Genomic DNA, 12,723 nt, shown 5'->3' with positions numbered 1-12,723 from the left:
ATGAGCCGCCTGCTGATCCGCAACGCACGCCTGGTGAATGAGGGCCGGGAATTCGACGCCGACGTGCTGGTCGCCAACGGCCGTATCGAAAACATCGCCAGTAGTCTCCAGGGGCAAACGGCCGAGAGCGAGATCGATGCCCAAGGCCAATGGTTGCTGCCGGGCATGATCGACGACCAGGTGCATTTCCGCGAACCGGGGGCATCGGATAAAGGCAGTTTCTACAGCGAGTCCCGCGCCGCGGTGGCCGGTGGCATCACCAGTTTCATGGACATGCCCAATACCCAACCGGCGACCCTGACCCTGGAAGCCCTGGCCGACAAGAAACGCCGCGCCGCGCTGCACTCGGTGGCCAATTATGGGTTTCACTTTGGCGTCAGCAACGACAACCTCGACACCGTGGCCGCCCTTGATCCGCGGCAGGTCGCCGGGGTCAAAGTCTTCATGGGCGCCTCCACCGGCAATATGCTGGTGGATGATCCAAGGGTTCTAGAGCGCCTGTTTGCCGAGGTGCCGACCATTCTCCTGGCCCATTGCGAACACACGCCGAGCATCCAGGCCAATGAGCAACGTTTGCGAAACCGGTTTGGCGAGGCAATCCCCGCCGTCGCCCACCCACTGATTCGCGACGCCGAAGCCTGCTATCGCTCCTCGTCCCTGGCCGTGGAATTGGCGCGCCGCCACGGTACGCGCCTGCATGTGTTGCACCTGACCAGCGCCCGGGAACTGCCACTGTTTGAAGACAAACCGCTGGCAGAAAAACGCATCACTGCAGAAGTGTGCGTGCATCACCTGCTGTTCGATGACCGCGACTACGCCCGCCTCGGGCACCAGATCAAATGCAACCCGGCGATCAAGACCCGCGCCGACCGCAATGCCCTGCGCCTGGCACTGCTGAGCGATCGCCTGGATGTGATCGGCACCGACCATGCGCCTCATACCTGGGAGCAAAAACAACGGGCGTACCGCGAAGCGCCTGCGGGATTGCCCCTGGTGCAACATGCGCTACCGGCATTGCTGGAGTTGGTGGCTGACGGCCTGTTGCCCCTGACCACCCTGGTGGCGAAAACCAGTCATCGCGTCGCCGACCTGTTCGCCATTCCTGACCGGGGTTATCTACGCGAGGGCTACTGGGCCGACCTGGTACTGATCAAGCCCGAGCCCGCAGGCAAGCCGGTGAGCAGCCAGCCGATCCTCGCCCGCTGCGGCTGGACACCCTTTGCCGGGCGCAGCTTTCGCCATAGCGTCAGCACTACCCTGGTGTCAGGCCATGTGGCCTGGCACCAGGGGCAGGTCATTGACAGTTGCCAGGGGCTGCCCCTGCATTTTCTGCGCTAAAACCCAGGAGCCGTTCAGGCGCGGGGCTTGACCGTGCCGCAGTCGTTACCCAGCCACTGTGCCTGGGTGTCGAGGCTGCCGTTCTGCTGCACGCCGGTGGCATTGAAAGTACCGTTGACCGTGGTGGTGAATGCCTTCTGGCTCTGGAATGTGGCCACGCCCGTGCCCTGGGCTTTCGGGCAACTGAAGCGGAATTTCCACTGGTTGCCAGTCTTGTCGGTGACCTCTTGCTTGCAACCCGATTGCGGGTCGGTCAGCGGGATGGTATCGGAGGCTACCTGGGCCGGCGTCAGGCAGACCTGCACACCTTTGCCGGCCATGGTGATGCCCTGTTTTTCCAGCATCGCGCGCTGTTCCGGGGTCATCTGTTGTTTCAGTTGGCCGAGGATCAACGACAAGTCCGGCAGGTTCTGGTTATCGACTTTCATATTGCTGGTGGTCAATTCCCACAAGCCCGGCGCCAACATCTGCGCCTGCGCTGCCACAGGCAGCGTCAACCCTACAACCATGGCCAAACCAAGCAGACGAGCATTCATCGGGTAACTCCTGGGTAATTGTCGGCGTTAGACGTCGCAAAGCGCTCGGCGTTGCATGCTCAATAAAATAGCGACAATCGCCGTCGAACATGGTCTGTTACGCATTGGATCGTCAGGAGTATCGTTGTCCATGGATTTCTTCGGCCCGCATTTGCTTGGCTACTTTATCGCCACCCTGCATTTTCTCGGCTCCCTGGCCGCCCTGCACGCGGTGCTGACCGTGCGTACCGCCCAAGGCTCGATTGCCTGGGCACTGTCGCTGATGTTCATGCCGTACCTGACGCTGATCCCCTACCTGATCTTTGGCCGCAGCAGCTTCGATGCCTATATCCAGGCCCGGCGCCAGGCCAACCAGGAAATGCACAAGGCCATCACCGAATTGAACTGGCGCCCCTGGGTCGAAGAAGCCCTGGCCGCGCGCAACTCCCACGCCTATGCCTCGCTGCGCGCCATGCCCAAGCTGGGACGCATGCCGTGCCTGGCCAATAACCAGGTGCGTTTACTGGTCAATGGCAACGCCACCTTCAGCGCCATTTTCGACGCCATCCGCGCTGCCAAGACTGCGGTGCTGGTGCAGTTTTTCATCATTCATGACGATCAACTGGGGCGCCAGCTGCACAGCCTGCTCAAGGCCAAGGCCGCCGAGGGTGTTGCCATCTATGTGCTGTATGACCGCATCGGCAGCCATTCCCTGCCCCACGGTTATGTGCAATCGCTGCGTGACGCCGGGGTGCAGATCAAGGCGTTTGCCACCCGCAGCGGCTGGTTCAATCGTTTCCAGGTAAATTTCCGCAATCACCGCAAGATTGTCGTGGTCGATGGCCTGACCGGGTTTGTCGGCGGGCATAACGTCGGCGACGAATACATGGGCAAGAAACCACCGCTGGCCCCCTGGCGCGACACCCATGTGCAAGTCAGCGGCCCGGTGGTGGCGTGCCTGCAGGAGTCGTTTGCCGAAGACTGGTTCTGGGCCGCGCGTGAACTGCCGCCGCTGATCCTGCCCGACACCTATGCCGATGACGGCGTACTCTGCCAATTGCTGGCCAGCGGTCCGGCGGACCCCTATGAGACCTGCTCGCTGTTTTTCGTCGAAGCCATTCATGCGGCGACTGAGCGGGTGTGGATCACCAGCCCGTATTTCATCCCTGACGAAGCCGTATTCGCCGCACTGCGCCTGGCGGTGTTGCGCGGCGTGGACGTGCGCCTGCTGCTGCCGTCACGCCCCGACCACCGCATTGTCTACGCCGCCTCCAGCCTGTACGCGATTGAGGCGGTGCGCGCCGGCGTGCGGGTATTCCGCTACAAGCCGGGGTTCTTGCATCAGAAAGTGGTGCTGGTAGACCGCGAAATCAGCGCCATCGGCAGTGCGAACCTGGACAACCGTTCGTTCCGCCTCAACTTTGAAGTGATGTTGCTGACCGTCGATAAAGCCTTCGCCAGCGAAGTGGAACATATGCTGCTGGACGACTTCGCCCAGGCCCACGAAACCAGCCAGGAAGAAAGCCAGCAGACTCGCCGCCTGCAGCAACTGGGGATGCGCGTGGCGCGGTTGATTTCCCCCATCTTATAAATTGCACCGAACCAAATGTGGGAGCTGGCTTGCCTGCGATTGCATCACTGCGTTGTAACTGAAAAAACGCGGTGTCTGCATCGCAGGCAAGCCAGCTCCCACACAAGCTCAGCTCACACATTTAGTATTTCAACGTAGCCAAAGATCTCAGCGATAGAGATCTTCCCGCGTCCACGGCAACTCATGGCTGCCATCGGCATGGGGCTTGACCGCCAGGATCTGGTGCAGGTTGATCCAGCCCCGGGCAAACGCATATGCGCAACCCGCCAGGTACAGGCGCCAGATACGTAACGCCTGGGCCGGGACCATGTTTGCCGCCGCCTCCAGGTTGTCTTCCAGGCGCTCGCTCCAGTGGTCCAGGGTGCGTGCGTAATGCAGGCGCAGGCTTTCCACGTCGACCACTTCCAGGCCGACTTCGCTGATTTCGGCGCTGATCATCACCAGGTGCGGCAGCTCGCCATTGGGGAACACGTAACGCTCGATAAAGTCCCCGGCACCACGCCCCACCGGGCGGCCATCGGTATGTTTGGCCGTGATGCCATGGTTGAGCACCAGGCCACCTTCACGCACGGCGCTAAACAGGGTCTGGCAGTACTGCGCCAGGTTGGCGTGGCCGACATGTTCAAACATACCGACGCTGACCACTTTGTCGAACCGCCCGTCCTGTGGCAGGTCGCGGTAGTCGAGCAACGCCAGCTCCACCCGGTCTTCCAGGCCCTCGGCGAGCACCCGCTCCCTGGCCAATGCCAGTTGTTCCTTGCTCAGGGTGATGCCGAACACCTTGACCCCGAACTCACGCGCCGCATAACGCGCCAACCCGCCCCAGCCGCAACCGACATCCAGCAGATACTCCCCAGGCTGCAGGCGCAGCTTGCGGCACAGGTGGCGGAATTTGTCTTGTTGGGCCTGGTCGAGGGATTCGCTGCCGGTCTCGAAGTAACCGCAGGAATAGGCCATGTCACGGTCCAGCCAGAGCTGGTAGAACTCGTTCGACAGGTCGTAGTGGTAGGAAATCGCGGCGGCGTCCGTGGCCTTGTCGTGGATCGAGCGCACCGCCCCGGTGTGCTCAGCCTCCTCGACCAGGGCATGGCTCAATTCGTCACACACCCGGATAACATCACTGATGGAGCCTTCCAGCTCCAGTTTGCCTTCCACGAAGGCAGACCCCAGGGAGTCGAGCGTAGGATGGCTCAGTTGCGTCACCATCACCGGGTCCTTGACCACGATGGTGACGCTGGGCTCCGGGCCCAGGTTGAATTCATGGCCATCCCAGAGTCGCAGACGCAGCGGAAGCTGAAGATTCTGTAAGGCCGGTGGAAGTTGCGCAAACATGAGTAGTCCCCCTCGTTTCAGACGTCTGAAATGAGGGTAGACCATCCATAAAAAAGTAGCAGGCTATCGATTTAATAGCCCCATTCTATGGTGCCCGACATTGCAGCAAACCGTCCTGAACCCACTGTTTCAACCAGGTAACAGCTTGCAGCGGCGCGCCCTCTTGATAAGTGACTGCCAATTCGGCGCACAGTTCTGAAAACGTCCACCCCTTGTCGACCATCCCGGCCAGGGCATATGCCTCGGCGGGCTCCAGGCTGCGGTAGCGGCACACCTGCTGGTCACGCCAGATCAGGCACACCTCGGCCAGCGGCAACGGCTGGCTGCCGGGAAACCCAGCCTGTGCCTTGACCGCACGCCAAATCTGCAGGCTGTTGAAGCGACACAACACCTGCTGCACTGCCGGCACCCACTCAACCTGCAACAATGGCCAGGCCTCGGGCGCCAGCCGGGCCATGTCCAGCAGGCTCAGGGGTTGGCCCGCAGGCGCATCAAACGCCAGGGTAAAGGCCCATTCCAGGCGCGCCAGCTCGGCCAGGGGCGCACTTTGCTCGGCGACCAGATGCTCGTCGATAAAGCCTGCAAACCGTTGCCCCAGCCAGCGCAAGCTGAAATGCGTCGATGGATAGCGCTGCACATAGGCCGCCACCAACCCGGCAAATTCATCATCCCCCAGCCAATGCCACACGGCCGGGAAATCCCCCTGCATCACTTCCAGCAAACGGGCCCGATAGGCGTTGTGATAGATCGCCAGGCCCGTCTCGACACCCAGGGTCGGGCCACCGATCAAGGTGCTGGCAAAACCACAGTTGCCAGCCTCTGCCAAGAGATGCCGTTCAAATGCCAGCTGCCAGTCGATCAGGCGCATAGCGACCTCCGGGCCAAGGCGCCAGCCCCCAACTCACGGGCTTTGCCCAGCTCATCGAGCAACTCGGCGAACGGCGGGAAGTGGTCATCGCGCTCCAGCAAAGTGGCCACCGGCCCCAGGTGCTCCAGGGTCTGTTGAAACAGTTGCCACACCGGATCGCACACCGGATGGTCATGGGTATCGACCACGTAGTCGCCGTAGTCCATATGCCCGGCCAAATGCAGTTGGCGGATGCTCTGCGGCGGCAGGTTGCGAATAAAGGTCCAGGGGTCGAAGCCATGGTTACGCGAGCTGACATACACGTTGTTGACGTCCAACAGCAGCTCGCAACCGCTGAGGTGGCTCAAGGCGCTGAGGAATTCCCACTCGGTGAATTCATCGTCCTTGGATCGCACATAACTGGAGACGTTTTCCAGCACCAATGGCCGCTGCAACACATCTTGTACCTGCCGCACACGGGACGCGACGTGGCGCAGGCTTTCCCCGGTATAGGGCAGCGGCAACAAGTCATGCAGTTGATGGGCGTTGCCACGGCTCCAGCACAGGTGATCGGACACCCACGCCGGCTTGACCCGGTCGGCCAATTGCTTGAGTTGCTTGAGGTAATCCCTATCGAGGGCATGGGGCCCGCCGATCGACAGGGACACCCCATGCATCACCAACGGATAACGCTCGGCGATGGCGTCCAGGTAGTACAGGGCCTTGCCGCCCGGCACCAGATAATTCTCGGAGACGATTTCAAACCAGTCCACATCCGGCGACTGCTCGATAATCTGTTGATAGTAAGTGCTGCGTAATCCCAGGCCGTAGCCCAGGCAAGGAACCGATAGCGACATGACGAACTCCTGGAAAGTGTCCGCAGCGACGTGCACACCGCTGCGGGATCACGTATTCGCGGTTATTCGCCGACTTTGCCACCCGCCGCATCGCAGGCGGCCTTGGTCATGGCCTTGAAGCCATGGCCCTTGCAGACAGCCTGGCCTTTACAGGCGTTTTCGGCGGTCTTGCAGTCGTTCATGCCTTTGCAGGAGGTCACGCCATAGCAATGCACGTTCGCTTCATCGGCCGCCTGGACCTGGGTCGCGACACCGGCAAACATCGTGGCGGCAGCAATGGCCAGGGCAGCACCGGAAACGGCATTCTTGATATTCATTGTGGTATTCCTCATGGGTCTGTAGGGGGTCGGCTGAACGGTTTGTTCAGTCCCGACACAGCACTAGAGTGAGGTGCCTGAGAGGCGTTACAACGCTGTGAGAATTTTCGTGGTTTCCTGAGTCCTTGTAGGAACCATCACTAGTGCCCACCGCGATTTATCGTCACACTCACAGCAGATTTTTCGCGGGATCACGGACAAGGAAGCGTCACTCTCATGATTTCGATCTATCAGCTCAAACCGCGTTTTCAAAACCTGCTGCGGCCCCTGGTGCAGCGTCTGTATGACAACGGCACCACCGCCAACCAGATCACCGTGCTGGCCGGGGTCGTGTCGTTGCTGGTGGGCCTGCTGGTCGCGGGTTTCGCCCAGTACGCCTGGGTGTTCGTATTGATCCCGTTGTGGATGATCCTGCGCATGGCCCTCAATGCCATCGACGGCATGCTCGCCCGGGAGTTCGGCCAGCAATCACGCCTGGGCGCCTACCTCAATGAACTGTGCGATGTGATCGCCGACAGTGCGCTGATCCTGCCGTTTGCGCTGATCCCCGGGGCCAGCCTGGCGCCGGTGTTGCTGGTGACGCTGCTGGCGGTGTTCAGCGAATACGCCGGCGTGCTCGGGCCCATGGTCGGTGCCTCGCGGCGTTATGACGGCCCCATGGGCAAGAGTGATCGTGCATTTGTCCTCGGTGTGCTGGCCACCGGCGTGGCCCTGGGCTGGTTCGGCGCAGGCTGGGTCGATGGGGTGATGTGGCTGGTGGCTGCACTGCTCGCCTATACCCTGGTCAATCGAGTGCGCCAGGGCCTTAAAGAACAACCCGACATCTCCCCGACGGCATAAGGATCTTGCGATGCGCGAACAGCAACAGCACACCTTCAGCACCCATGATGGCGTAGAGCTTTTCTATCGGCATTGGCCCGCGACCACCGCCACCGGGCCCGAGCCACGCCAGGCGATCCTGCTGTTCCATCGGGGCCACGAGCATTCCGGGCGCATTGCACACCTGGTGGATGAACTGGACCTGCCGCACTTCGATTTCTTCGCCTGGGACGCCCGTGGCCACGGCCAGTCCCCCGGCGAGCGTGGCGACAGCCCAAGCTTTGCCACCAGCGCGCGGGATGTGCAGACCTTCTGCGACCATATCGGCAGCGCCTATGGCATCGCGCCAGACAACCTCGCCGTCATCGCCCAAAGCGTCGGCGCGGTGATCGCCGCCACCTGGGTCCATGACTACGCGCCGAACATCCGCGCCCTGGTGCTTGCCTCCCCGGCCTTCAAGGTCAAGCTCTACGTGCCCTTCGCCCGCCCGGGCCTGGCGTTGATGCGGCGCTTTCGCGGCAACTTTTTCGTCAACAGCTACGTCAAGGCCAAGTTCCTCAGCCATGACCCCGAGCGTGTCGCGTCCTATGACACTGACCCGCTGATCACCAAGGCGATCTCGGTGAATGTGCTGCTGGGCCTGTACGAAGCGGCCGACCGCGTAGTCGCCGATGCCCAGGCCATCCAGGTGCCGACCCAACTGCTGATCTCCGGCTCGGACTTTGTGGTGCATCGCAAACCCCAGCAACAGTTCTTCGAGCGCCTTGGCAGCCTGAAAAAGGAACTGCACATCCTCCCCGGCTTTTTCCACGACACCCTCGGCGAACGTGAGCGCGCCGTGGCGTTGGCCAGCGCCAGGCGTTTTATCCTGCAAAACTTTGCCCACCCGCTGGACCGCGCCAGCCTGCTGGATGCCGACAAGCTCGGCGCGACCTGCGCCGAATCCGAAGCCCTCGCCGCGCCGCTGCCGCGCAACTCGTTGCGCGACCTGTACTGGCGCATGACCCGCGCCAGCATGGGCCTGGGCCGCCAATTGTCCGAGGGGGTGAAGCTGGGCTTCGACACCGGTTTCGACTCGGGCAGCACCCTGGACTACGTGTACCGCAATACCCCCACCGGCAAGGGCGCGCTAGGGCGGATGATCGATACCAACTACCTGAACTCCATTGGCTGGCGCGGGATCCGCCAGCGCAAGCTGCATGCCGAAGAGTTGCTGCGCCTGGCCATGACCCAGCTGCGGGACGACGGGCGCGAGGTGCGTATCGTCGACATCGCCGCAGGGCACGGTCGGTACATTCTGGAAGCCTTGCAGGGCGTTTCCCCACTGCCGGAATCGATCCTGTTGCGCGACTACAGCGATATCAACGTGCACGACGGTGGCGCGCTGATTCGCGAGAAAGGCCTGGGGGATATTGCGCAGTTCGTCAAAGGCGATGCCTTCGACCGGGCCGACCTGGCGGCACTGGCGCCCAAGCCGACGCTGGCGGTGGTGTCCGGGCTGTATGAGCTGTTTGCCGACAACGCCATGGTCGCAGGTTCCCTCGCTGGCCTGGCCGAAGCCGTGGAGCCCGGTGGCTACCTGGTGTACACCGGCCAACCGTGGCACCCGCAACTGGAACTGATCGCCCGTGCCCTGACCAGCCATCGCCAGGGCCAGGCCTGGGTGATGCGCCGTCGCAGCCAGGCGGAAATGGATCAACTGGTGGCAGCGGCGGGCTTTCGCAAGATCACCCAGCGTGTGGATGAGTGGGGCATTTTCAGCGTATCGCTGGCGCAGAAGATCTGACCATGCGCGAACCGGGCCTCTTCAAACCCGCGTTGCTGTGGCTGCTGCTGTTGGCGCCGCTGTTTTTCAGCACCTACGGCTTTGCCACCTGGGTCACCAGCCAACGCAGCGATGTCGGCACGTTGGTGTTCGGCTGGGAAACCCATATGCCGTTCTGGGCCTGGACCATCGTGCCCTATTGGTCGATCGACCTGCTCTACGGTTTCTCCCTGTTGCTGCCCATCAGCCGCCATGAGCTCAAGCAACATGCCCTGCGCCTGCTCAGTGCCCAGGTGATTGCCGTGAGCTGCTTCCTGCTCTGGCCGTTGCGCTTCACCTTTGAACGCCCGGAAATGGACGGCGTGTTCGGCTGGCTGTTCGCGGTGCTGGCGGGGTTCGACAAACCGTTCAACCAGGCGCCGTCGCTGCATATCGCTTTGCTGGTGATCCTGTGGGTCATGTACCAGCGGCATAGCCAAGGCCTGTGGCGCTGGCTGGTGCATGGCTGGTTTGCGCTGATTGGTATCTCGGTGCTGACCACTTACCAGCATCACTTTATCGACTTACCCACAGGTGCCCTGGCCGGCTGGCTGTGTGTGTGGCTCTGGCCGGTGGATCATCCAAGCCCGCTGCTGAATGCGCGGCTGGCCAAAGACCCGAAACGCTGGCACCTGGGGCTGCGTTACGCACTGGGCGCCCTGGGGCTGGCGATAGCCGCCTTTACCGGGGGCGGCGCCTGGTTATGGCTGCTGTGGCCTGCCGTCGCGGTGTTGCTGGTGGCACTCAACTATTGGCTGCTGGGCGCCGCAGGCTTTCAGAAACACGCCGATGGCCGCCTCAGCCCGGCAGCACGCTGGCTGTATGCGCCTTATCTCGCGGCGGCGTGGCTCAACTCGCGGCTATGGACGCGCAAGCATCCGCAGCCAGACTGGGTTGTGGATAACGTGTGGCTGGGGCGGATTCCGACGCCAGCGCAGCTGAATTCATTCAGTGCCGTGGTCGATCTGTGTGCCGAACTGCCTGTTTATCCACAGGGCCGCGCATACCATGCCCTGCCCGTCCTCGACCTGACCGCCCCTACACCTGCGCAGTGCCTGGAAGCGGCCCAAGCCATTGAGCGCTTGCGCGAACACGGACCGTTGCTGGTGTGCTGCGCCCTTGGCTACTCCCGCAGCGCCAGCGCCGTGGCGGCCTGGCTGCTGCACAGCGGGCGCGCCAGCACAGTGGATGAAGCGCTGGCTATTATTCGTACAGCACGACCGGATGTGGTCCTGCACGCCAATCATCGTCAAGCCTTGGGAGCACTGCCTTATGCCCGCTGATATGCAACTCCAGGTGGTCGCCAGCCTGCTACGCCGAGGCCGCTCCCTGGATCAGTTATCCACAGGCCTGACCCTGCTCGGGGTGCTGTTTGGCCTGGCGCAATGGTTGATGGTCAGCATCACGCCGATCTGCCTGCTGCTGAGCCTGTGGATGATTATCCTCGGACTGCTGCAAAAGTACTGGGCACTACGGGTGGCCTTCGACGCCGATCTGTTTGCGCTGATGGCCAAGGACATAGAACGTACCGGCGAGCTGGACCAGACCCTACAGACCCTGGGCCTGCAACCCGCCAACCGCCCCAGCCGGCCCTGGACCGAACGCCGGCGTGGCGCCCTCAAGTTATTGCGCAAACAGGCTTACCTGCTGGGCGCGCAAGTGTTACTGACATTGGCCGTCATCCTGGCCAGCCCGTGGCTGCCCTTCGCCGGATAAGGAATCCTCATGCTCGAACCCCTGGTCGCGACCCTGATTACCTCCATGGCCCGCACAGTAACCGGCGCCCGCAGCCTGTGGCTGGGCTGCGCCCCGGAACCCGTGCAGCGCATCTATTTTGCCAACCACAGCAGCCACGGCGACTTCGTGCTGCTGTGGGCGTCGTTGCCGCAAAACCTGCGCAAAGCCACGCGCCCGGTGGCCGGCACCGACTACTGGAACAAGAGTGCACTGCGCCGCTACATCATCAACCGGGTGTTCAACGGCGTGCTGATCGACCGCGAACGCAAAGACCCTGTGGATAACCCGTTGCAACCGATGCTCGAAGCCCTGGAGCACGGCGACTCGCTGATCATATTCCCCGAAGGCACGCGCAACCTGGAAGATGGCCTGTTGCCTTTCAAGAGTGGCCTGTATCACCTGGCAAAAAGTTATCCACAGGCACAACTGATCCCGGTGTGGATCGCCAACCTCAACCGTGTGATGCCCAAGGGCCGTGTGCTGCCGCTGCCGCTGTTGTGCACCACCAGTTTTGGCGCACCGCTGCAGCTTGCAGACGGTGAAGACAAAACCCTGTTTCTCGCCCGCAGCCGCGACGCCCTGCTCGCCCTCGCCCCGGAGCATTCCTGACATGGATAGCCAAACCCTGATGTTGTTCGGCGGCATCGGCCTGATCCTGGTGCTCGCCTCGTTGATCGGCCTGATCCTCAAGCTGCGCACCCGTGGCACACCCAACGCGGTGATCGACAACCTCAACGCCCGCATCAATGCCTGGTGGGTGATGGTGGTGATGATCGGCATCGCCTTCTGGCTCGGCACCGGCGCGGTAATCCTGCTGTTCTACGCCGTATCGTTCTACGCCCTGCGCGAATTCCTCACCCTCACACCCACTCGCCGCAGCGACTACCCGGCGCTGGTCGCCGCGTTCTACCTGGCGCTGCCCCTGCAATACCTGCTGATCTATTTCGACTGGTACGGCCTGTTCTCGATCTTTATCCCGGTCTACGTGTTCCTGCTGCTGCCCATCCTGGCCTCGCTGGGCGGCGACAGCACACACTTCCTGGAACGGGCGTCGAAAGTGCAGTGGGGGCTGATGATCGCGGTGTTCTGCGTGTCCTTCGTCCCCGCCCTGCTGACCCTCGACATCGTCGGCTACGAGGGCCGCAACCTGCTGCTGATCGCCTACCTGGTGATCGTGGTGCAGCTCTCGGATGTATTGCAGTACGTGTGCGGCAAACTGTTCGGCAAACACAAGATCGCGCCCAACCTGTCACCGTCGAAAACCGTCGAAGGCTTTGTCGGCGGGATCCTGCTGTCCTCCCTGATCGGCGCAGCGCTGTGGTGGACCACCCCGTTCACCCCCTGGCAGTCCTTCCTGATTGCACTGCTGATCAACCTGCTGGGTTTTGCCGGCGGAATTGTGATGTCGGCGATCAAGCGCGACCGAGGCGTGAAGGACTGGGGACATATGATCGAAGGACACGGCGGGATGCTGGATCGGCTGGATTCGGTGTGTTTTGCGGCGCCGATTTTCTTTCATTTGGTGCGGTATTGGTGGACTTGAGTCACACCTGTCTAAAGGCTAAC

At 62.0% G+C, this 12,723-nt stretch carries 13 protein-coding genes; 8 read left to right on the top strand and 5 right to left on the bottom strand.

The features are described 5' to 3' along the window. Complete coding sequence (locus AC07W7_RS10260; RefSeq protein ID WP_099170873.1) at positions 1–1,338, top strand: dihydroorotase; 1,338 nt, start codon at positions 1–3, stop codon at positions 1,336–1,338. A gap of 14 nt (positions 1,339–1,352) precedes the next feature. Here the strand turns inward: AC07W7_RS10260 and AC07W7_RS10255 are convergent, their stop codons facing one another. After that, on the bottom strand, positions 1,353–1,874 hold the full coding sequence (locus AC07W7_RS10255; RefSeq protein ID WP_076963066.1) for a DUF3617 domain-containing protein: 522 nt from the start codon (positions 1,872–1,874) through the stop codon (positions 1,353–1,355). Positions 1,875–2,004: 130 nt separating this feature from the next. On the opposite strand from AC07W7_RS10255, the gene cls reads away from it, so the two are divergent. Further along, positions 2,005–3,444, top strand: coding sequence for a cardiolipin synthase (cls, locus tag AC07W7_RS10250; protein ID WP_495039244.1), 1,440 nt, complete (start codon positions 2,005–2,007; stop codon positions 3,442–3,444). Positions 3,445–3,591: 147 nt separating this feature from the next. On the opposite strand, the gene cfaB is transcribed toward cls, so the two are convergent. The 4 genes from cfaB to bufA2 form a co-directional block, all read right to left on the bottom strand. Next, positions 3,592–4,776, bottom strand: a complete 1,185-nt coding sequence (gene cfaB, locus AC07W7_RS10245; RefSeq protein ID WP_076963064.1) for a C17 cyclopropane fatty acid synthase CfaB — start codon at positions 4,774–4,776, stop codon at positions 3,592–3,594. Between the two features lie 85 nt (positions 4,777–4,861). Next, on the bottom strand, positions 4,862–5,644 hold the full coding sequence (locus AC07W7_RS10240) for an HvfC/BufC family peptide modification chaperone (protein ID WP_495039243.1): 783 nt from the start codon (positions 5,642–5,644) through the stop codon (positions 4,862–4,864). Further along, the gene (gene bufB, locus AC07W7_RS10235) at positions 5,635–6,480 is read right to left on the bottom strand and encodes an MNIO family bufferin maturase (protein ID WP_495039242.1); all 846 of its coding nucleotides are present in this window, start codon (positions 6,478–6,480) and stop codon (positions 5,635–5,637) included. The genes AC07W7_RS10240 and bufB overlap by 10 nt, the downstream gene beginning before the upstream one ends. A gap of 62 nt (positions 6,481–6,542) precedes the next feature. Continuing rightward, positions 6,543–6,797 carry a BufA2 family periplasmic bufferin-type metallophore gene (bufA2, locus tag AC07W7_RS10230; protein ID WP_076963061.1) on the bottom strand — a complete coding sequence of 85 codons (255 nt, stop codon included), beginning with the start codon at positions 6,795–6,797 and terminating at the stop codon, positions 6,543–6,545. A gap of 216 nt (positions 6,798–7,013) precedes the next feature. Here bufA2 and AC07W7_RS10225 point away from each other — a divergent pair, with 216 nt between their 5' ends. Genes AC07W7_RS10225 through AC07W7_RS10200 form a run of 6 tightly spaced genes read left to right on the top strand, consistent with a single transcriptional unit; the run spans position 7,014 to position 12,700 of the window. Beyond that, the gene (locus tag AC07W7_RS10225) at positions 7,014–7,637 is read left to right on the top strand and encodes a CDP-alcohol phosphatidyltransferase family protein (protein ID WP_169897445.1); all 624 of its coding nucleotides are present in this window, start codon (positions 7,014–7,016) and stop codon (positions 7,635–7,637) included. 10 nt (positions 7,638–7,647) lie between these two features. Continuing rightward, on the top strand, positions 7,648–9,402 hold the full coding sequence (locus AC07W7_RS10220) for a bifunctional alpha/beta hydrolase/class I SAM-dependent methyltransferase (protein ID WP_495039241.1): 1,755 nt from the start codon (positions 7,648–7,650) through the stop codon (positions 9,400–9,402). A 2-nt stretch (positions 9,403–9,404) separates the two neighbouring features. Next, positions 9,405–10,703, top strand: coding sequence for a phosphatase PAP2/dual specificity phosphatase family protein (locus AC07W7_RS10215; RefSeq protein ID WP_495039240.1), 1,299 nt, complete (start codon positions 9,405–9,407; stop codon positions 10,701–10,703). Next, on the top strand, positions 10,693–11,136 hold the full coding sequence (locus AC07W7_RS10210; protein ID WP_076963057.1) for a hypothetical protein: 444 nt from the start codon (positions 10,693–10,695) through the stop codon (positions 11,134–11,136). Before AC07W7_RS10215 ends, AC07W7_RS10210 begins: the two co-directional genes overlap by 11 nt. Positions 11,137–11,145: 9 nt before the next feature. Continuing rightward, complete coding sequence (locus AC07W7_RS10205) at positions 11,146–11,766, top strand: lysophospholipid acyltransferase family protein (protein WP_495039239.1); 621 nt, start codon at positions 11,146–11,148, stop codon at positions 11,764–11,766. Position 11,767: 1 nt separating this feature from the next. After that, positions 11,768–12,700: a phosphatidate cytidylyltransferase gene (locus AC07W7_RS10200; protein WP_169866710.1), complete on the top strand. Its 933-nt coding sequence runs from the start codon at positions 11,768–11,770 to the stop codon at positions 12,698–12,700. Positions 12,701–12,723 lie beyond the last annotated feature (23 nt).

The organism is Pseudomonas sp. GW821-FHT01D09 (assembly GCF_059422465.1).
This window is presented reverse-complemented; position numbering and strand designations above follow the sequence as displayed.

Coding starts and splice junctions, on each gene's coding strand:
- AC07W7_RS10260 (WP_099170873.1), top strand. CDS start 1: ATGAGCCGCCTGCTGATCCGCAACGCACGCCTGGTGAATGAGGGCCGG.
- AC07W7_RS10255 (WP_076963066.1), bottom strand. CDS start 1,874: ATGAATGCTCGTCTGCTTGGTTTGGCCATGGTTGTAGGGTTGACGCTG.
- cls (WP_495039244.1), top strand. CDS start 2,005: ATGGATTTCTTCGGCCCGCATTTGCTTGGCTACTTTATCGCCACCCTG.
- cfaB (WP_076963064.1), bottom strand. CDS start 4,776: ATGTTTGCGCAACTTCCACCGGCCTTACAGAATCTTCAGCTTCCGCTG.
- AC07W7_RS10240 (WP_495039243.1), bottom strand. CDS start 5,644: ATGCGCCTGATCGACTGGCAGCTGGCATTTGAACGGCATCTCTTGGCA.
- bufB (WP_495039242.1), bottom strand. CDS start 6,480: ATGTCGCTATCGGTTCCTTGCCTGGGCTACGGCCTGGGATTACGCAGC.
- bufA2 (WP_076963061.1), bottom strand. CDS start 6,797: ATGAATATCAAGAATGCCGTTTCCGGTGCTGCCCTGGCCATTGCTGCC.
- AC07W7_RS10225 (WP_169897445.1), top strand. CDS start 7,014: ATGATTTCGATCTATCAGCTCAAACCGCGTTTTCAAAACCTGCTGCGG.
- AC07W7_RS10220 (WP_495039241.1), top strand. CDS start 7,648: ATGCGCGAACAGCAACAGCACACCTTCAGCACCCATGATGGCGTAGAG.
- AC07W7_RS10215 (WP_495039240.1), top strand. CDS start 9,405: ATGCGCGAACCGGGCCTCTTCAAACCCGCGTTGCTGTGGCTGCTGCTG.
- AC07W7_RS10210 (WP_076963057.1), top strand. CDS start 10,693: ATGCCCGCTGATATGCAACTCCAGGTGGTCGCCAGCCTGCTACGCCGA.
- AC07W7_RS10205 (WP_495039239.1), top strand. CDS start 11,146: ATGCTCGAACCCCTGGTCGCGACCCTGATTACCTCCATGGCCCGCACA.
- AC07W7_RS10200 (WP_169866710.1), top strand. CDS start 11,768: ATGGATAGCCAAACCCTGATGTTGTTCGGCGGCATCGGCCTGATCCTG.